This window comes from Pseudomonas sp. Bout1, from assembly GCF_034314165.1.
In the GTDB taxonomy this organism is placed as follows: Bacteria; Pseudomonadota; Gammaproteobacteria; order Pseudomonadales; family Pseudomonadaceae; genus Aquipseudomonas.
Window position 1 is genome coordinate 1,277,925 of sequence record NZ_JAVIWK010000001.1, and the last position, 18,406, is coordinate 1,296,330.

Annotated in this window: 15 protein-coding genes and 1 pseudogene; 4 read left to right on the forward strand and 12 right to left on the reverse strand. The window is 61.7% G+C overall.

What is annotated here, in order from left to right:
- Window positions 1–119: 119 nt before the first annotated feature.
- Window positions 120–1,031, reverse strand: a complete 912-nt coding sequence (locus RGV33_RS05740; RefSeq protein WP_003209548.1) for a LysR family transcriptional regulator — start codon at window positions 1,029–1,031, stop codon at window positions 120–122.
- 169 nt (window positions 1,032–1,200) lie between these two features.
- Between RGV33_RS05740 and RGV33_RS05745 the strand changes: the two genes are divergently transcribed.
- Window positions 1,201–1,914 (forward strand): tellurite resistance TerB family protein, encoded by a 714-nt coding sequence (locus RGV33_RS05745; protein ID WP_322143447.1) that lies wholly within the window; start codon window positions 1,201–1,203, stop codon window positions 1,912–1,914.
- A gap of 42 nt (window positions 1,915–1,956) precedes the next feature.
- Here the strand turns inward: RGV33_RS05745 and RGV33_RS05750 are convergent, their stop codons facing one another.
- The 3 genes from RGV33_RS05750 to RGV33_RS05760 are packed head-to-tail and all read right to left on the reverse strand — an operon-like array spanning window position 1,957 to window position 5,580.
- On the reverse strand, window positions 1,957–3,054 hold the full coding sequence (locus RGV33_RS05750) for a DUF1513 domain-containing protein (RefSeq protein WP_322148623.1): 1,098 nt from the start codon (window positions 3,052–3,054) through the stop codon (window positions 1,957–1,959).
- Between the two features lie 2 nt (window positions 3,055–3,056).
- A complete protein-coding gene (locus tag RGV33_RS05755; RefSeq protein ID WP_322143448.1) occupies window positions 3,057–4,121 on the reverse strand; it encodes an imelysin family protein in 1,065 nt (354 codons plus the stop codon).
- A gap of 31 nt (window positions 4,122–4,152) precedes the next feature.
- Window positions 4,153–5,580 (reverse strand): di-heme oxidoredictase family protein, encoded by a 1,428-nt coding sequence (locus RGV33_RS05760; RefSeq protein WP_322143449.1) that lies wholly within the window; start codon window positions 5,578–5,580, stop codon window positions 4,153–4,155.
- A gap of 139 nt (window positions 5,581–5,719) precedes the next feature.
- Here RGV33_RS05760 and RGV33_RS05765 point away from each other — a divergent pair, with 139 nt between their 5' ends.
- Complete coding sequence (locus RGV33_RS05765) at window positions 5,720–6,283, forward strand: NAD(P)H nitroreductase (protein ID WP_322143450.1); 564 nt, start codon at window positions 5,720–5,722, stop codon at window positions 6,281–6,283.
- On the opposite strand, the gene RGV33_RS34175 is transcribed toward RGV33_RS05765, so the two are convergent.
- The 8 genes and pseudogenes from RGV33_RS34175 to gap all read right to left on the reverse strand — a co-directional run bounded on the left by RGV33_RS34175 (window position 6,280) and on the right by gap (window position 15,302).
- Window positions 6,280–7,035, reverse strand: coding sequence for a methyl-accepting chemotaxis protein (locus RGV33_RS34175; RefSeq protein ID WP_371132077.1), 756 nt, complete (start codon window positions 7,033–7,035; stop codon window positions 6,280–6,282). The two genes, RGV33_RS05765 and RGV33_RS34175, sit on opposite strands and share 4 nt — an antisense overlap.
- Before the next feature lie 102 nt (window positions 7,036–7,137).
- A pseudogene (locus RGV33_RS34180) lies at window positions 7,138–8,418 on the reverse strand (HAMP domain-containing protein); the annotation flags it as partial.
- A 126-nt stretch (window positions 8,419–8,544) separates the two neighbouring features.
- Window positions 8,545–8,946, reverse strand: coding sequence for a YbaN family protein (locus RGV33_RS05775; protein WP_322143452.1), 402 nt, complete (start codon window positions 8,944–8,946; stop codon window positions 8,545–8,547).
- A 170-nt stretch (window positions 8,947–9,116) separates the two neighbouring features.
- A complete protein-coding gene (locus RGV33_RS05780; RefSeq protein WP_322143453.1) occupies window positions 9,117–9,725 on the reverse strand; it encodes a biliverdin-producing heme oxygenase in 609 nt (202 codons plus the stop codon).
- Between the two features lie 131 nt (window positions 9,726–9,856).
- Window positions 9,857–12,436 carry a TonB-dependent receptor gene (locus RGV33_RS05785; protein ID WP_322143454.1) on the reverse strand — a complete coding sequence of 860 codons (2,580 nt, stop codon included), beginning with the start codon at window positions 12,434–12,436 and terminating at the stop codon, window positions 9,857–9,859.
- Between the two features lie 118 nt (window positions 12,437–12,554).
- Complete coding sequence (locus RGV33_RS05790) at window positions 12,555–13,523, reverse strand: FecR family protein (protein ID WP_322143455.1); 969 nt, start codon at window positions 13,521–13,523, stop codon at window positions 12,555–12,557.
- Window positions 13,524–13,584: 61 nt separating this feature from the next.
- Window positions 13,585–14,103 carry a sigma-70 family RNA polymerase sigma factor gene (locus RGV33_RS05795; protein ID WP_322143456.1) on the reverse strand — a complete coding sequence of 173 codons (519 nt, stop codon included), beginning with the start codon at window positions 14,101–14,103 and terminating at the stop codon, window positions 13,585–13,587.
- A gap of 197 nt (window positions 14,104–14,300) precedes the next feature.
- Window positions 14,301–15,302 carry a type I glyceraldehyde-3-phosphate dehydrogenase gene (gene gap, locus RGV33_RS05800; RefSeq protein ID WP_003214117.1) on the reverse strand — a complete coding sequence of 334 codons (1,002 nt, stop codon included), beginning with the start codon at window positions 15,300–15,302 and terminating at the stop codon, window positions 14,301–14,303.
- 221 nt (window positions 15,303–15,523) lie between these two features.
- On the opposite strand from gap, the gene edd reads away from it, so the two are divergent.
- Both edd and RGV33_RS05810 read left to right on the forward strand, forming a co-directional pair.
- Window positions 15,524–17,350, forward strand: a complete 1,827-nt coding sequence (gene edd, locus RGV33_RS05805; protein WP_322143457.1) for a phosphogluconate dehydratase — start codon at window positions 15,524–15,526, stop codon at window positions 17,348–17,350.
- Window positions 17,347–18,303, forward strand: coding sequence for a glucokinase (locus tag RGV33_RS05810; RefSeq protein ID WP_322143458.1), 957 nt, complete (start codon window positions 17,347–17,349; stop codon window positions 18,301–18,303). Before edd ends, RGV33_RS05810 begins: the two co-directional genes overlap by 4 nt.
- Window positions 18,304–18,406: the final 103 nt, after the last annotated feature.

Below are 18,406 nucleotides of genomic sequence, written 5' to 3' on the forward strand. Positions count from 1 at the left end.
TTTCTTGTGTAGTCATGGGCGTTCTCTTACAAGGCGCCTGACCTTCTCTTATGGGATAAGCAGAGACTAGAGGTCAGGCGCGAGGTCAACAAATACTAAATACTGAAAGCAGCATTCGATTAAATAGATGGCTTGCGCGGGTGGGGCTGTTCGCGGGCTACCGTCAGGAACGGGTCCACCAGCGCCGGGCGCGCCGTGCCCCGGCGCCAGGCCAGGCCCACGTCGAGGGTTTGGCTGAGGTCGGCAATCGGCCGGGCCTCGATAATGTCGCCCTCCAGGGACCAGGGGCGGTAGGTCATGTCTGGCTGGATCGACACGCCCAGGCCGGCGGCGACCAAGCTGCGTACGGCTTCCGTGGAGGCGGTGCGCAAGGTGACGCGCGGTTGTAGCCCCGCGCCGGTCCACATGCGTTGCGCGTTGTGGCCCATTTCATCGACGTTCAACTGAATCAGTGGTTCACGCGCTACATCGGCGAGGTTGATGCTGTCGTGTTCCAGCAGCGGGTGCTGGGCCGGCAGCCATAAACGGTGGGGCGAGTGGGTGAGCACTTCGGTTTGCAGGGCGTGGCGGTCTTCGAGGTTGGAGAGGATCAGCACGCCGACGTCGATTTCACCGCTGACCAGCAGGTGTTCGATGTAGGGGCGTTCGTCCTCCATCACGCGGATTTCGACATTGGGGTAGGCGCGCTGGAAGCGGGTGAGCAAGTCTGCGAGGTAGTAGCCGGCGACCAGGCTGGTCACACCGATGATCAACTGCCCGGCCACCTGGTCGGTGCTCTGTTGCAGGCTGCGCTTGGCGTTGTCGACGGTGGCGAGGATCAGGTGCGCCTGGCGCAGGAACTGGTGGCCCTGGTGGGTGAGGGTCATGCCCTTGGCGTGGCGGTTGAACAGGTTGACGCCGATTTCCTGCTCCAGTTGCTGGATCGCCAGGGTCAGGGTGGACTGGGAGATGAAGGCGGTCTGGGCGGCGGCGGAGATCGAGCCGGTCTCGGCCACGGCGATGAAGTGACGGATTTGACGCAAGGTCATCATGCTGGAATTACCAGTGGGGTGTTTTTATAGATTTGTTCGAGTGTATATCGTTTTAATTGAGGGGTAAGCGCGTTACATCTGGAAGCACTCTAGATCGGCAGGTTTTTGGCACTTGGTTTTACGCTGTGAGCCTATTGGTCCTGTGAACTTGAGTTTCTGGAGGCTGTGAATGAATACCCGTGGATTGCTCGATCAACTGCTTAAATCCGGCCAGGACATGTTGCAGAACAAGGCTGGCGGGCCGCGCAAGTCAGACGATAAAGGCGCGCTCGGCGGCCTGTTGGGCGGGGGCGGGTTGGGTAGCCTGCTCGGCGGCGCGGGCGGTGGAGCGCTCGCCGCCGGCGCCATGGGGCTATTGCTGGGCAACAAGAAAGCCCGGAAATTTGGCGGCAAGGCGCTGACCTACGGCGGGCTGGCCGCGTTGGGCGTGATTGCCTACAAGGCCTACGGAAACTGGCAGGCGCAGCAGGCCGGTGCGCCCCAGGGTGAGCCGCAGACGATCGACCGGTTGCCTGCCGCTCAGGTCGAGGTGCATAGCCAGGCGATTCTCAAGGCGCTGGTGGCGGCGGCCAAGGCGGATGGGCATGTGGATGAGCGGGAACGGGCGTTGATCGAAGGGGAGTTTGTGAAGCTGGATAACGATCAGGAACTGCAGCACTGGTTGCATTCGGAGCTGAACAAACCGCTGGATCCGGCTGACGTGGCGCGGGCTGCCGGCACGCCTGAGATGGCTGCCGAAATGTACATCGCCAGTGTGATGTTGGTGGATGAGGAGAACTTCATGGAGAAGGCATATCTCGATGAACTGGCGCGCCAACTTGAGTTGGCTCCGGGGTTGAAGGCTGAACTGGAGAAGCAGGTGCGCCAGGCAGTGGTTTCTTGATTGAGTGCCTATCCGTTGCCACAGCGACGGATAGGCCCCCGATCAAACCAGGTGCAGATGGTTATCCCAAAGCCCCGCTGGTAACTCCAGCGGCGTAGCCACCAGCGGCATCTGCCGGCAATCATAAAACCGGCAACGCCCCTGGCCCGAGGTCACCACAAACCCATCAGCCACTGCACCCACCCCGGCACAATCCGGCAAGGGCCCGTCCAGCAGCAACTGCGCACTGTCCATGTTCCAGATAAAGAACCGATTCCCCCGCGGCGCCGTCAACGCTACCAGTCGCAACTCACTGTGCACTGCCACACTGGCGGTGTAGTGCCCCATGGCCTGCAACTGCTCGTCGGCCACCGGAAACGCCACAAACGGCTGCCCCGGCCGCTTGATCGCCAGCAGCTCCGAGCGCTCGTGAGACGGCCCCATGAACTGCTGCCCGGCGAGGATCGTACCGTCACTGGCGATCCCCATGTGCCGCACACTGTTCATTTGCTGGCCGAGGGCTTCCTTGCTCAACAGCGTACCGTCACGCTGCATCAAGACCAGGCTCGGTTCCATGGCATTCAGGTTCATCTCGACCCGGCTTTCAGCCTCGGTACGAATCCCGCCGTTAGCCACTACCAGCGTTTCACCGTCAGGCATCCACGAGACCTGATGCGGCCCAATCCCATGGGTAGAAAGCTCGCCGGTGTGCACCAGCCGCTCACCCTCAAACCGATACACGCCCAGCAAGCCGCGACCCGGATCAGATGTGTCGTTTTCGGTGGCATACAACCACTCGCCATCCCTGTGCACCACCGCATGCCCATAAAAGTGGCGATTGGCGTTGGAGGTAATGGTTTGCAGCAGCGCCCCGTCACGCAAGTCGATCAGATAACTCTCGGTACCCGGCCTGCGGGCGACAAACAGCGCAATCGGCAGCGACGGGTGGTTGATGATGTCGTGGCAGCGCTGGCCAACCTCGGTGGCAAACACCTGCTTGCCGTCCAGCTGGAAGCCGACGGCGTAGTGCTTGCCGTCACTGTCATCGCGCGCCGAGAGCAGCAGCGGGCTTTTGCCCTTCTGCTTGGACAGCGTCCAGCCACCCAGGGTAATTGCACTGAGCAGCACGCTGCCGATCGCCAAAGCCTGTCGCCTGAGCATCATCAGTCACCGTCGTTGGCGTTAAAGCCCAGTTGAATGCCCAGCGCCTTGGCCAGCTCGCCTTCGTGCAGGCGGTGGACCACGTTGAGGCTGTCGTAGAGGTCGTTCAGTTGCTGGCGCCCGGCATCGTCGGCCAGCAGTTCATTGAGTGAACGCTGGGTGCTGGCGAACAGTTTCAGGGACGCGGCATACGCGGCGTCGATCTTGTCGGCCAATGGCTTTTGATCGGCAGGCAACAGGCCGCGCAGGCCTTTGTTGTCGACGCCGGCCCAGACGGTCTGGGCGGCAGCCAGGCTGGCCTCCAGGCTTTGCAGGGACGACTGGCTGCGCCACGCATCCGCCTGGAATGGCTGCGGAATACCCTTGCTCTGGCGGCCCATCGGGGTGCCGAGTTTTTTCTTCAGGGTGTCCAGCGCAGTGACTTGCACCCGCAGCAGGTCGGCGATGGCTTCGTGGGAATCGGCGTAGCGCTGGTTAGGAAACTTGGTCATCTGCGCCAGCATGCCGTCGGTGCTGTTCCAGCTCGACAGGATTTCTTCGGCGAGCAGTTTCTGGCGCTCGCCGATGGCTACCAGCAGCGGGCAGTAACGGGCTTTTTGTGTCTCGTCCGCGAGATCCGTCTTGGCGTCGTAGAGGATGTATTCGTAGGCCGACAGGCCTTGCACCACGACGCTGGATTTGGCCAGTGCGGCGGCGTCGATCTGCGGCTGGGCAGTCACCAGTTGCTCGACCTGACGGCCCACCAGGTTTTTCTTGTCTGGCCAGAACTGCACCTGCCAGGAGCGGTTGCCCTCTGCCAGCGGGCCGATCAGCAGCGGTTGCAACTCGGCCCAGGCTTTTTGCGCGTGCAGGAAGTCGGCGCGCGCGGTCTCCAGGCTTTCCTTGCCCTGGCAGTAGGCCAGGGCGCTGACGGCCAGTTGGCGGTCGGCTTCCACCCAACGGCTGTAGGTCGGCAGGATCACTTGTTTGGCGATGGCTGCCGAGGTCACCGCTTGCGGGTCCTGGGGCGAGCACGCACCGAGGGCGAGGGCGGCAAGGCTGGTGAACAACAACTTGGGACGGAACATGTCGAGCTCCCTTCTGTAATTAGGACAAAGCTTATAAAGAATTCAGGAATGCCAGCAACGCCGCGCGCTGCTCGGCATTAAAAGACAACACATGCTGCTGCGCTGCCTGGGCTTCACCGCCGTGCCACAGCACGGCCTCCATCACGTTGCGGGCGCGGCCGTCATGCAACAACTGGGTGTGGCCACTCACGGCTTGCGTCAGGCCAATGCCCCACAACGGCGGCGTGCGCCAGTCGCGGCCACTGGCCTTGAATTCGGTTCGGTTGTCGGCAAGGCCGTCACCCATGTCGTGCAGTAGCAAGTCGCTGTAGGGACGAATCACCTGGTTGGCCAGTTCAGGTTCGGCAGCCGTGGGCGACGTGGTGAATTGCGGGGTGTGGCAGCCCTGGCAACCGGCCTGGTAGAACAGGTTTTTTCCGGCCAGCACCTGCGGCGCGTTGACGTCGCGGCGGGCGGGTACGGCCAGGTTGCGGGTGTAGAACAGCACCAGGCGCAGGATGTTGTCGCTGACCTCGGGCTCGCCGCCCGGGCCATTGCCGTTGGGCGCCTGTTTGCAGGCCACTTGTGCGTCGGTGCAGTCATCGAACGGTCTCAGGGAGGTAGTGAGGCCCATATCACCAGAGAACGCGTGAACATTTTGTTGATTGAGATTCGGTTGCCCGGCTTTCCAGCCAAATCGGCCGAGTACGGTCTGATGTTGCGCGTCGTCCCAGACCCAATTCGCCCGCCCGACGATGGCTTCCTTGTCGGCGGTTTTCGCGTCGGTGTTGCGCAGGAGGTCGGCCTCGGGGATCGCTTCAAGCAGCCCCAGGCCGATCATCGGCGGCGCGACCCGGGCCGAGAAGCGCGTGTCGGGGTGCATCGGGCCGTAGCCCAGCTGGGTGATATTCAGCGCCGGCTTGCGCAACTCGACGACGGTGCCGTCCTTGAAGCTGACGTTGAGCGGGGTGTAGTCGACCCGCACCTTGCCTTCCGGGGCGACGCCGGGCACGGCCATGTCCTGCAATTGCCCACCGTAGACCGGCTCGGGGACTACACCCAGTTGCTCGATGACCTTCGCATAGGGCGGTGCATCCGGGATCGACAGGCGCACCAGCATCGACACGGCGTTGGGCGCATCGGGCAATGGCGGATGACCACGGCCATCCTTGATATGGCAGTTCTGGCAGGCGTTGGTATTGAACAGCGGCCCCAGGCCATCGCGGGCGGTGGTGGTGGACGGAGCAATCACCCAGGGGCTGCGAAAGAAACTGTTGCCTACGCTGAAGTCCAGGCGCCGGGTCGGCGACAGGTTGGCTGCGGGCAGCGAGAAGGCGTTCTGGTCGGTCTTGCGCACCGTTGTCGCGCCACCCGCCCTGGCTTCACCGGGTTCAGCCTTGGTGAATCGCGGGGCGTCATCGCAGGCACTCAGGCTCAGGGCCATCAATAGTGCAGACAGGCGAAGGGGCGAACGGGACATCAGTCTTCCTGAACGTAGGCTGAAAATAAGGCCGCAAAGTCTAACAGGGCAGGGCGGATTGAATAAGAGCAATTATCGTTTGGTGGTATCCGATTCATTCCCGCTAGAATGACTGCACATTTTTCTCTGGAGGTGGCCAATGCAGGCTCTCGACGCTTTGCTCAACCGTGTTTCCGTGCCGCGATTGCTGGACCCGGCACCGACCCAGGAGCAGCGCGACCTGCTGTTCGCTGCCGCCATGCGTGCGCCCGACCACGGCCAACTGCGGCCTTGGCGCTTCCTGACGGTGGAAGGTGCGGCACGTGAGCGCATGGGCACGCTGCTGGCCGAGGCGGCCCGCCTGCAAGACGCCGACGCGCCCCAGGCGTTTATCGACAAGGCGCAAAATGGCCCGCTGCGTGCGCCGTTGGTTGTTGTCGTAATCGCCCGTCTGCAAGAACACTTCAAGGTGCCGAAGTCCGAGCAACTGCTGGCGGCAGCCTGTGCGGCCCACGGGATTCTGCTGGCGGCGTACGCCCAGGGGGTCGGTGCGGTGTGGCGCACCGGCGAGTTGTCGTATTCGGCCCACGTCGCCAAAGGGTTGGGTCTGACAGCGGATGAGGAAGTGATTGGCTTCCTCTACCTGGGCACCCCACAAAACCCGCCGCGTACGGCCCCGAAAGAAGACCTGGCGCCGTTTGTGGCCGCCTGGACCGGGGTTTAAACCCGAAACTGATCCATCAGCTTCATCTGCTGGCTGGCCAGGGCATTGAGTTGGCTGCTGATGGCCGCTGACTCGGTGGCCTGGCCGGTCAGGGTTTCGGTCACCGTGCGGATCGCCGAGACGTTGCGGTTGACCTCTTCGGCCACCGCACTTTGCTGCTCGGCGGCGCTGGCGATTTGCAGGTTCATGTCGCTGATCACCGTCACCGCATCGCTGATCTTGCCCAACGCCTGCACCGCTTGATGAATCTGCCCGGCGTTGTTCTGCGCCTGGCTCTGGCTTGAATGCATGGTCGCCACCACCCCACGGGTGCCGGTCTGGATGCGTTCGATCACCAGGCGAATCTCTTCCACCGAATCCTGGGTGCGTTTGGCCAGGTTGCGCACCTCGTCGGCCACCACCGCAAAACCACGCCCGCTTTCCCCGGCCCGCGCCGCTTCAATCGCGGCGTTCAGCGCCAGCAGGTTGGTCTGCTCGGCGATGCTGCGGATCACTTCCAGTACCGAACCGATTTGTTCGCTGTTCACCGCCAGGGCTTCGACTTCGGTCACGGCCTTGCTGACTTCCTCGGCCAGGGTGGTGATGTCGCGGGTGCTGCGCTCAATAATCTGCATGCCTTCACGGGCCGACTGGTCGGCGCCTCGCGCAGCGCTGGCGGCGTTGGAGGCGCTATTAGCCACGTCGTGGGCAGTGGCGCTCATTTCATTCGAGGCCGTGGCCACCTGGTCGATTTCACGGAACTGCACCTGCATGCCTTCGCTGGTCTGGCGCGCGATGGCCGAGGATTGGTCGGCGGTGCCACGGGCTTCGGTGATGCTTTGCTTGATCTGCGCGATGGTCGGCTGCAGCTTGTCGAGGAAGCGGTTGAACCAGTTCACCAGTTCTCCCAACTCATCCTTTTTCGCGTAGGCCAGGCGCTGGGTGAGGTCACCGTCGCCGCTGGCGATTTCCTTGAGCATGGCCGCCACGCTGTTGATCGGCCGGGTCACGCCGGTGGCGGTCAGCCAGATCAGCAACAGGCCCACCAGGCCGGCAGCCGCGCCCACCAGCAACGCCTTGAAGGTGCCACTGGCCTGGGACTTGTCCAGCACGGCCTGGAGTTTGTGGGCGTCAGCCAGCAGCACTTGCTTGGGCAATTTGATGACGATGCCCCAGGACTTGGCGTCGGCAATGGGCTTGACCGGGTACACGGCGCGGATCGTGTCGTCTTCCTCGCGGATCTTGCGGGTATCGCTGGCCAGCAGTTGCACGATCTCTTTGCCTTCGGCACCGAGGGTATCGACCAGGTTCTTGCCGACTTTGGCGGGTTCGCCGCTGTAGCCGGCGATCAAGCCGCTGCCGGAAAGGATTTCCAGAATCCCGGCACCGTTAAACAGCTCCTGTCGCGCTGTATCGGTCGCCGCTTGCAGGGCGTTGAGGGCGAGGTCGATACCGACCACGCCGATCACTTTGCCGTCTACCAGCAGCGGCAGGGAGATGGTGGTCATCAACACCGGTTTGCCGGCCACGGTGTCTTCGTACGGGTCCAGCAGGCAGGTGCTGCGGGTATCCCGTGGGCAGGTGTACCAGATGTTGTAGGGCGTGCCGCTGAGGTTGAGGGTGGTCTTGGTCAGGTCGTCCTCGACCATCACGGTGTTCAGGCCTTCACCGCCGGCGCGGCTCCAGTAGCTGGAGAATCGACCTTTGTCGTTGGACACACGGGCCGCATCGTTGACGAACTCGCTGTCTTTGCCATCCAGGCCGTTGGGCTCGAACGACAGCCAGATGCCGAGCACCTTGCTGTTGCGGTCGAAGGCGGTTTTCAGGCTGTGGTTGAGTTCTTCACGCAAGGCTCCGGCGTCCAGCGAGCGCTTGCCGGCCAGGGTGCGCAGGTCCTTGATCTGGTCGGCGAGGGCTGTGACCACCAACAGGCTTTCACCGAAGGTCTTTTGCAGTTGCACCGCTTGTTCGGCGGCCTTGGCCTGCAGCAGGTTCTGCACGCTGTCGGTGAGCATTCGCGAGCTTGAAGTGCTGATCAGTTCATCGTTCTGGTTGGTCTGGTAGAGGTTCATGCCGACCACAAGGGCAATCACCCCCAGCAGGCAGAGACCGGACAACAGCACGATTTTCAAGCGAATGGAAAGGGTGTCGAACATAGGTTTACCCGCGAATGGACTTATTGGTATGCACGCAGCATTGCCAAGTCCATTCGGCGCTATGCCCGGAACATCGGCTTGGGCCGGCGGTTCATGAGCGGGAGCCGATGAGCGGTAGGTGCGGGGTCAGATGGGCTGGGGCAATCGTTCCGGCCGTGACCAGATCCACAGGTTGCCCATGCTCATTCCGGCGATGGCCAGGTAGATCGGCCAGCCATGGTCGAGCATCACCAGCATCAGGCCGGCGCACAGCAACATGCTCACGGTGGCGCTGACTTTGGCGCGGCGGGCGATGATCTTGCCATTGCGCCAATTGAGCAGGATCGGCCCAAAGAGCCGGTGGTTTTCCAGCCAGGCGCTCAAGCGCGGGGAGCTTTTGGTGGCGGCCCAGGCGGCCAGCAGGATGAATTCGGTGGTGGGCAAGCCCGGTATCACAATCGCAACCAAGCCGATGCCCAGGCTGACGTAGGCCAGCAGGCCGAACAGAATGCGCGCGATTTTGGATGAGGATTGGGTTTTGCCGGTCATTTTAGTGGGGCTTGCAGGGTGGAGTGGGTTGCAGATTATAGGGACTGAAACCCGATCACATGTGGGAGCTGGCTTGCCTGCGATGCAGGCAACTTGGTGCATCAGGTACGCCCAGTTGATGCTATTGAAGGCAAGCCAGCTCCCACATTGATTGGGTTGCTACAGAAAAGTCAGGCCAGCTCAGGGGCGCTAGCGTACGCCTGTTCCAGCAACACGGTGAAGCGCACGAACGCATCAACCGCACCTTTTTCTACTTCGGCTTCTTCTTCGGCGGTGAATTCCAGCGCATCGAGGGTGCGGGTGAAACTCTTCCAGCCTTCAGCGCGACCGCCAGCCGGTTCGCCCAGGTGACGGGCCCCGAAGGTTTCGCTCAAGCCCAGGCCCACGGCACGCTTGATCAGGAACGCGGCGCCCAGCTTGGAGCCTTCGGACACGAACAGCCAACCCAGGGCTTGGGCCTTGCTCGGGTTTTTCACCGCGCCTGCCACCGGGGCGGGCACTTCGGTGTCCAGGTCGCCCAGGTCCAGCCTGGCAGCTTCAGCACGGCAGCGTTCGGCCAGGTCAGGGATGACCTTGATCAACTCGGCATCGTTGTACAGCGCGACCAGTTCCGATTGGAACAGGTATTGCGCGACCACGAAGCGGGCGAAGTTGGCTTGGGTTTCAAACGGGGCATGAGCCTTCACCAGTGCGTCCAGCTTGGTGTGCGGCTCGTTGGTAATCTGGTTCAGGCGCTGGGAGCGCAGGGCTGCACGTTCTGCGATAGGGGAGGCGGTCATCGGGGAGTCCTTGGGAAGAGAAAGCGTCTGGTTGCCAGGCTGTTATGAACTAGACGAACCAGAAGACGCGTCACAGTAAAAAATCCTCACCCCGCCGAAGATTAAATTCCGGCGGGGTGAGGCTCCATTGATCAGATGTCCCAGATCAGGTTGATCGCAAAATTGCGGCCCGGCTGGGTCAGGCGGTCGAGGTTGGCCGGGCCGGTCACACCGGCTTCGCCGACGCTGTCGTAGCTGCGCACGTCATCCCAGTTCCAGTACTTCTTGTCGGTGAGGTTGTACAAGCCACCGTTGATGGTCACATCGTTGGTGACCTTGTAGAAGCCGGTCAGGTCGACGATGCCAAAACCCGGGGTCTTGAACGGGCCGTTGGCGCTGTTACCGTCGGGAGCGAAGAAGGTGGTGCTGTCGACGCGGTCCTGTTTCTTGACCAGGGTCCAACTGACCAGCGCACCGTAGTTCTGCTGGTCATAACCCAGGCCAAACACGCCCTTGAGCGGGTTGACGCTGTTGAGCGGTTCGCCGTTGTCGTCATTGCGCCCGTAGATGTAGGCAATCGAACCTTTGGTGTACAGGCCCTGCGGTGCGCCGAATGCGTCCAGGTTCAAGCGGCCCTTGGCTTCCACGCCTTTGATGGTGGCGTGCTTGATGTTGTTGGCTTCGAACTGCTGCACGGTGCCACCGGCGACGGAGGCGTCTTCATCGATGAAATCACGGTACTTGTTGTAGTACACCGCCACGTCAAAGGAGCCCGCGTCGAAGTTGCCGCGAATCCCGGTTTCAACACCGCGGCTGCTTTCTGGCTTGAGGTCCGGGTTGGGTTCGACGGTGTAGCCCTGTTGCAGGTTTTCAAAGCGGCCATACAAAGCCTTGGCCGACGGTGTGCGATAGCCTTCGGCGTACTGGCCGAACCAGGTGTATTGCTCGGTCAGCGCGTAGGTCACGCCGAACTTGGGCGTTACACGGTGCCAGTTTTTTTCCGAGTCGCTGTGGTCGTAGATGCGTGTCGGGTCAACGGTGTTGAGGAACTCCTGAGTCAGCTTGGGTTTGAGCTGGATGTAGTCGTAACGCACGCTGGGCAGGAAGGTCCATTTGTCCCAGGCAATCTGGTCCTGGGCAAACAGCGCGTAGGAGTTGATCGTCGGGTCGGGGAAGTCGCTGGCTTTTTTCACGCTGTCGCCGGCCGATGGGCTCGGTGCGCCGATGGCGGTGCAGCCTGCGCCCACCGCCAGGCAGGTCGCGGCGCCTTCGCGGGAACCGGTGACTTTCTGCTGCTTGAGGGTGGTGCCGTAGGTCACTACGTGGTCGGTTTCACCGATGCTGAAAGCCTTGTCCAATTGCGCATCGAATACCCACTGTTTCTCTTCGTACAGGGTTTCGCGGGTGCGCAATACCTTGCGCGATGGCTGGTAGATTTCTGCGGTGGTCTGGTCGGTCTTGGCGATCTGGTAGTTGAGGCTGGTCTTGATGTGATCGGCAATCGGCGAGTCGAGGGCGAACTTGTTTTCGATGCCGAAACGCTCGCGGGTGATGGTGTCGTTGCCCGTACGGCCACGGTAGAAGTTAAAGCCCCGGCCACCGACGAACGGGCCGCCAATCGCGTTTTTCAGGTTGGTGTCGCGATCATCCTTGAACTTCTCGTAGGTCAGGCCCAGACGGTTGTCTTCGCCGTAGTTCCAGCCCAATTTGGCCAACACGTTGGTGGTGCGCGCATCTTCCGGGTTGGCACCGGTACGGGCCAGGCCGGTGGCGTTATTGCCGTCGTAGGATTCCATTTCATGGCCATTGCGCTGGCTCAGGTGCAGCAAGCCGTCGAAGTCTTGCACACGCCCGGCAACGGTGCCGGAGGTCAGCCAGCTCTCGTCGGCGGAGCTGTAGCCGGTCTTCAGGCGCGCCCCGAAATCCTGGCCAGGCTTGATGATGTCGCTGGGGTCGAGGGTGAAATAGCTCACCGCACCACCGATGGCGCTGCTGCCGTACAAAGCCGATGCCGGGCCGCGCAGGATTTCCACGCGCTTGACGATTTCCGGGTCGACGTAGTTGCGACGGGTCTTGGCGTAGGGGCCGTTGAAGAAGTTGTCCGGGACTTCGACACCGTCCACTTGGGTGAGGATGCGGTCGCCGTCGATCCCGCGAATGTTGTAGCCGGCATTGCCGGAGCGGGTGCCGGCACCACCGACCGAAACACCCGGCTCATAGCGCACCAGCTCGCGGATGGTGTTGACGTTCTGGCGGTCCAGGTCTTCGCGCTCGTGCACGGTCACGGTGCTGGGCACGCTGTCCACGGCCTGTTCCTGGCGGGTGGCGCTGATGGTCATTTGTTGCAGGGTGATGGCGCCAGCGACGGCGCGCTTTTCCAGCACGATGTTGTTATTGCTCAGTTTGCGATAGCCCAGGTTGGTCCCCACCAACAGCCGGTCCAGGGCTTTATCCGCCGGCAACGAGCCACGCACGCCAGGGGATGACACACCCTGGCCCAGCTCGGCGGGCAGGCCGACTTGCCAGCCGGTCACGGCGGTGAAGGCGTTGAGCGCCGAGACCAGGGATTGCTGCTCGATGCTGAAGCTGTAATTGCCCTGGCTGCGGGTAGCGGGCTCTGCGGCGCTGGCGACCATGACGGGTGCACCGGCCAACAGAATGGCAGCTGTCAGCAGCGACAAGCCGTGGCGGCGAACGGGCGAAGAGGACCGGCGGTTGAAACGAGAGGACATCGAGAGCGCTCCGGAAGGTACGAATCTTATAGTTGCGACACTGAATCAAATAGGAATCAGTTGCATTGGCTATAACGAGACGTACCGTCGATGGCTATCGAGTAAAAATAATTCTCATTTAGTTCAGGATCACCAGCGCCGGGTATTCCGAGAGCTTGGCCGAGGTGATGTGGGCCAGCGAGCGCACCACGTCCAGCGGCTGGTCGAGGCGGTAATTGCCGGTGACCGCGACGCTGGCGAGTTTGTCGTTGTTGTTGACGATCCAGCCGGGGTAATAGCGGCGCAACTCGGCCAGCACTTCGCTCATCGGGCAGTTTTCGAAAATCAGCCGGCCGTCGACCCAGGCCAGGTCCTTGGTGGTATCAAGCTTGGCGGGTTGGCCGAAGCCCTTGGGCCCGATGCGGATGCTTTCACCGGCGCTCAGGCGCACTCGCGCGTCGTCAAACGTATTGCTCAGGTCGACATCGCCACGCTGCACCTGAACCTGGGCTTCACCGTTCAGGTAGCGCACTGCGAAAGACGTATCGCGCACGCTGGCGCGCACCGGGCCGGCGTCGATTTCCAGCGGCAGGCCACGGCTGGGCAGCACTTCAAAAAACGCCTCGCCCTGGTACAGGCGGGCGATGCGCTGGTGGTCCTTGATGCTGCTGGAGAAGGCGGAGTTGGTGTTAAGCAGCACTTTCGAGCCATCGTCCAGTTGCAGGCGTTGGCGCTCGCCCACCACGGTCAGGTGGTCGGCCTGCAGGCGCATGGGCAGGTTGCTGAAGCTGAACAGGCCCAACAGCAACACAGCGGCGGTGGCCAGGGGTTTCCAGTGAGGCTTGATACGGCGCCAGGCGCTGGGCTTGCGCGGCGCATTCAGGGCGACCGCAGCGCTGTGCACCGGTGCGCCGCCCCAGGCGGCCTGGGCCTTGATAAAGGCTTCGGCGTGCAGCGAATCGCTGGCGAGCCAGGCTTCAAACGCCGCCTGCTGCCCGGGTTGCGGGCACTGCAAGGCGATCAGCCAGTCGAGGGCTTGGTCCATGGCCGCGTCTTGCAACACCTCATGAGCCAGCTCATGGGGGTGCCGTTTATTCGGATCCGTCACGGTGTTCCTCGGGTCTTCGCCACGTTTTAATCAATAGTCCTACAGACTGTGCCGACAAAGCTTAAGGGCGATCCAGTCTTTCGGCCACACCTATGCAGATGGCCATGATCAATTTCAGTTCCTTTTGCACGGTGCTCAGGGACACATCGAGCTTGTCGGCGATCTCCTGATAGCTGCAACCGTGCAGGCGGCTGAGGATGAAAATTTGCTGCTGACGGGCGCTCAACTGGCCGAGGCTGACGCTCAGGTGCTCCAGCAATTGCTCGGCCTGGGTTGCGTCTTCGGGGGTGCTGACGGGCGAGGCGATGCTTTGCAGCACGTCCAGCGGGACATCTTCCTGCAGGGTGCGGGCCTGAATCCTGCGGGCGCGCAGGTGATCCAGCGCAAGGTTGCGCGCCGTCTGGTACACGAAGGGTTCGAGGTGGTCGATCGGCCGTTCGCTCAAGGCCCGGGTAACGCGCAGGTAGGTTTCCTGCAGCAGGTCCTCGGCGGTGCTGTGGTTGTTCACCATGCGCTGCAAGGTGCGCAGCAGGATCACCCGTTGGGTAAGGAAGACTTGGTTGAAGCGAGATTGGCTCACAGAGATACCAGACCGATTTGCAGCGAATGATAATGCTTATCATCAACGCAAATGGCAAGGGGCTATTTTTGAGCATGAAGCAAGGCCCTGTGGGAGCCGGGCTTGCCCGCGATGCAGTCCACGCGGTCTGTCAGGTGGACCGCGGTGATGCAATCGCAGGCAAGCCAGCTCCTACAGGAGAGGTGAGCACCGCTGGTTTATTCGGCGTTGCACAGCGCCAGGCAGTTATCCAGCATACGGTTGGAGAAGCCCCACTCGTTGTCGTACCAGGCGAGCACTTTCAGCAGTTTGCCGCTGACCTTGGTGTGATTGGCGTCGAAGATCGACGAAAGCGGGTTGTGGTTAAAGTCACTGGAAACCAGCGGCAGGGTGTTGTAGCCGAGGATTTTCGAGTGCTGGCTGGCTTCTTTGAGCAGCGCGTTGACTTGTTCGGCGCTGGCTTCTTTTTTCAGCTGTACGGTGAGGTCTACCAGCGACACGTTGATCACCGGTACACGCACGGCCATGCCGGTCAGCTTGCCTGCCAGTTCCGGCAGCACCAGGCCCACGGCTTCGGCGGCGCCGGTCTTGCTCGGGATCATGTTCTGGGTGGCCGAGCGCGCCCGGTACGGGTCGGTGTGGTAGACGTCGGTCAGGTTCTGGTCGTTGGTGTAGGCGTGGATGGTGGTCATCAAGCCGCTTTCGATGCCCAGCTCGCGGTGCAGCACCTGGGCCACCGGCGCCAGGCAGTTGGTGGTGCAGGAAGCGTTGGAGATGATCTGGTGGGATTGACGCAAAATGTCATGGTTTACCCCGTACACCACGGTGGCATCGGCGCCTTTGGCCGGGGCGGAGATGATCACCTTGCGCGCGCCGGCGGTAATATGGGCGGCCGCCTTGTCGCGGTCGGTGAACAGGCCGGTGCATTCGAACACCACATCCACTTTGTGTGCAGCCCACGGCAGGTCGGCGGGGTTACGAATGGCACTCACGGCAATCCGGTCACCATTGACGGTCAGGCTTTCCTGATCGTGGGCGACCTCTGCATCGAAAGTACCGTGGACGGTGTCGTATTTAAGCAGGTGGGCATTGATCGAGCTGTCGCCAAGATCGTTGATGGCGACGATCTGCAAATCCTGACGGTAGCCTTGGGTATAAAGTGCGCGCAGGACATTACGGCCAATACGGCCAAAACCATTGATAGCGATACGTAGAGTCATTGGAAGGTGCCTGTCGTCGATTTGTTGTAAGAATTACAAGATTATTCGCATAAAAATAGAAAACAAGCCTTTTTAGTGGCAATATTTTGTTCAATCTACAACGAGTGACCTGAATCAACTGGTCCGATTGGTCAAGCAACACCCTGCCAACCTCTTCGCGGCGGGCTTTTGACCAGCATAGACTTTCAGGTCGCCATATCCGTTAGCCTGGAGTTCTATACATGCATCCCCGCGTACTTGAGGTCACCGAACGGCTTATCGCCCGCAGCCGTGCAACCCGTGAGGCATACCTTGCGCTCATTCGCGGCGCTGCCAGCGACGGTCCGATGCGCGGCAAGCTGCAGTGCGCCAACTTTGCCCACGGCGTGGCCGGCTGCGGCACCGAAGACAAAAACAGCCTGCGTATGATGAACGCCGCCAACGTGGCAATTGTTTCGTCATATAACGACATGCTTTCGGCCCACCAGCCGTACGAACATTTCCCCGAGCAAATCAAAAAAGCCCTGCGTGAAGTCGGCTCCGTGGGTCAGTTCGCTGGCGGCACTCCCGCCATGTGCGACGGCGTGACCCAGGGCGAGCCAGGCATGGAACTCAGCCTGCTGAGTCGTGAAGTGATTGCGATGTCGACGGCGGTAGCGCTGTCCCACAACATGTTCGACGCGGCGCTGATGCTGGGCATTTGTGACAAGATCGTGCCTGGCCTGATGATGGGCGCCTTGCGCTACGGCCACCTGCCGATGATCTTCGTACCGGGCGGGCCAATGCCGTCGGGTATCTCCAACAAACAGAAAGCCGACGTGCGCCAGCGCTACGCCGAAGGCAAGGCCACCCGCGAAGAGCTGCTGGAATCGGAGATGAAGTCCTACCACAGCCCCGGTACCTGCACCTTTTACGGCACCGCCAACACCAACCAATTGCTGATGGAAGTGATGGGCCTGCACTTGCCGGGCGCCTCGTTCGTCAACCCGTACACGCCGCTGCGTGACGCCCTGACCCGCGAAGCTGCGCATCAGGTCACGCGCCTGACCAAAGCCAACGGTAATTTCACGCCGATCGGTGAGATCGTCGACGAGAAATCCATCGTCAACTCCATCATTGCCCTCAACGCTACTGGCGGGTCCACCAACCACACCCTGCACATGCCGGCCATCGCCATGTCGGCGGGCATCATCCTGACCTGGGATGACATGGCTGACCTCTCCGAGGTGGTGCCGACCCTGTCCCACGTGTATCCAAACGGCAAGGCTGACATCAACCACTTCCAGGCGGCGGGCGGCATGTCGTTCCTGATCCGCGAACTGCTGGAGGCCGGGCTGCTGCACAACGACGTCAACACCGTGGCCGGTCATGGCCTGAGCCGCTACACCCAGGAACCGTTCCTGGTGGACGGCGAACTGGTATGGCGTGAAGGCCCGATCGAAAGCCTCGACGAAACCATCCTGCGTCCCGTGGCCCGTGCGTTTTCCCCGGAAGGCGGCTTGCGGGTAATGGAAGGCAACCTCGGCCGTGGTGTGATGAAAGTCTCCGCCGTGGCGCTCGAGCACCAAATCGTCGAAGCGCCGGCGGTGGTGTTCCAGGACCAACAAGACTTGGCCGACGCGTTCAAGGCCGGTGAACTGGAAAAAGACTTTGTCGCCGTGATGCGCTTCCAGGGCCCGCGCTCCAATGGCATGCCGGAATTGCACAAGATGACCCCGTTCCTCGGCGTTTTGCAGGATCGTGGTTTCAAGGTTGCCCTGGTAACAGACGGGCGCATGTCCGGCGCGTCGGGTAAGATTCCCGCCGCGATTCATGTCAACCCCGAAGCTCAGAGCGGCGGGCCACTGGCACGTGTGCGCGATGGCGATATTATTCGTGTGGATGGCGTCAAAGGCACCTTGGAGCTTAAGGTGGACGCCGAAGAATTTGCAGCGCGCACGCCTGCCACGGGCCTTCTGGGCAATAACGTGGGGGCCGGTCGCGAGCTGTTTGCGTTTATGCGTCTGGCCGCAAGCTCCGCAGAGCAGGGCGCCAGCGCCTTTACCTCTGCCCTGGAGACACTTAAGTGAAGCTTGCGCTGGTCGGTGATATCGGTGGTACCAACGCCCGTTTTGCGTTGTGGCGGGATCAGGCGCTGCACTCGATCCGCGTCCACGCGACGGCGGATCATGCCAGCCCCGAAGAGGCGATCCAGGTCTATCTGAAGGAAGAAGGCCTGGCGATCGGCTCGATCGGTGCGGTGTGCCTGTCGGTTGCGGGGCCGGTGAGTGGAGATGAATTTAAATTCACCAACAATCACTGGCGCCTGAGCAAGACTGCTTTTTGCAAAACCTTGCAGGTGGACGAACTGCTGCTGGTGAATGATTTTTCGGCCATGGCGCTGGGCATGACCCGCCTGAAGCCGGACGAATTTCGCGTGGTGTGCGAAGGTACGCCGGAGCCGCTGCGCCCGGCCGTGGTAATCGGCCCGGGCACTGGCCTGGGCGTAGGCACCCTGCTCGACCTCGGCGGCGGCCGTTGGGCGGCATTGCCGGGGGAGGGCGGCCATGTCGACCTGCCGGTGAGCAGCCCGCGCGAAGCCCAGCTGTGGCAGCACATCTACACTGAGATCGGCCATGTCAGCGCTGAAACCGCCTTGAGCGGTGGTGGTTTGCCGAGGTTGTACCGGGCGATCTGCGCGGTGGACGGCCATGAGGCGGTCCTGGAAACCCCCGAGGCCATCACGGCTGCTGGCCTGGCGGGCGACCCGATTGCCCTGGAAGTGCTGGACCAGTTCAGTATCTGGCTGGGCCGCGTCGCCGGTAACAACGTGCTGACCACCGGCGGTCGTGGTGGGGTATACATCGTTGGCGGCGTGATACCGCGCTTTGCCGACTTCTTTATCAAAAGTGGTTTTGCCAAGAGTTTTGGCGACAAAGGCTGCATGAGCGACTACTTCAAAGGCATTCCGGTGTGGCTGGTGACCGCACCGTATTCCGGTTTGACCGGGGCAGGTGTAGCGCTGGAGCAGGCATTTGCCTAGGCAGTGATGGCGCCATCGCAGGCAAGCCAGCTCCCACAGGGGAATGCATTCCAAATGTGGGAGCTGGCTTGCCTGCGATGAGGCCCTCCAGAACAACGAATTA

What these genes read in the sequence shown, in the direction of transcription:
- RGV33_RS05775 (WP_322143452.1), bottom strand. Translation starts at nt 8,946, where the DNA reads ATGACCGGCAAAACCCAATCCTCATCCAAAATCGCGCGCATTCTGTTC.
- RGV33_RS34175 (WP_371132077.1), bottom strand. Translation starts at nt 7,035, where the DNA reads ATGCAGGTGCAGTTCCGTGAAATCGACCAGGTGGCCACGGCCTCGAAT.
- RGV33_RS05785 (WP_322143454.1), bottom strand. Translation starts at nt 12,436, where the DNA reads ATGTCCTCTCGTTTCAACCGCCGGTCCTCTTCGCCCGTTCGCCGCCAC.
- RGV33_RS05765 (WP_322143450.1), top strand. Translation starts at nt 5,720, where the DNA reads ATGCAGGCTCTCGACGCTTTGCTCAACCGTGTTTCCGTGCCGCGATTG.
- gap (WP_003214117.1), bottom strand. Translation starts at nt 15,302, where the DNA reads ATGACTCTACGTATCGCTATCAATGGTTTTGGCCGTATTGGCCGTAAT.
- RGV33_RS05760 (WP_322143449.1), bottom strand. Translation starts at nt 5,580, where the DNA reads ATGTCCCGTTCGCCCCTTCGCCTGTCTGCACTATTGATGGCCCTGAGC.
- edd (WP_322143457.1), top strand. Translation starts at nt 15,524, where the DNA reads ATGCATCCCCGCGTACTTGAGGTCACCGAACGGCTTATCGCCCGCAGC.
- RGV33_RS05745 (WP_322143447.1), top strand. Translation starts at nt 1,201, where the DNA reads ATGAATACCCGTGGATTGCTCGATCAACTGCTTAAATCCGGCCAGGAC.
- RGV33_RS05780 (WP_322143453.1), bottom strand. Translation starts at nt 9,725, where the DNA reads ATGACCGCCTCCCCTATCGCAGAACGTGCAGCCCTGCGCTCCCAGCGC.
- RGV33_RS05750 (WP_322148623.1), bottom strand. Translation starts at nt 3,054, where the DNA reads ATGCTCAGGCGACAGGCTTTGGCGATCGGCAGCGTGCTGCTCAGTGCA.
- RGV33_RS05740 (WP_003209548.1), bottom strand. Translation starts at nt 1,031, where the DNA reads ATGATGACCTTGCGTCAAATCCGTCACTTCATCGCCGTGGCCGAGACC.
- RGV33_RS05755 (WP_322143448.1), bottom strand. Translation starts at nt 4,121, where the DNA reads ATGTTCCGTCCCAAGTTGTTGTTCACCAGCCTTGCCGCCCTCGCCCTC.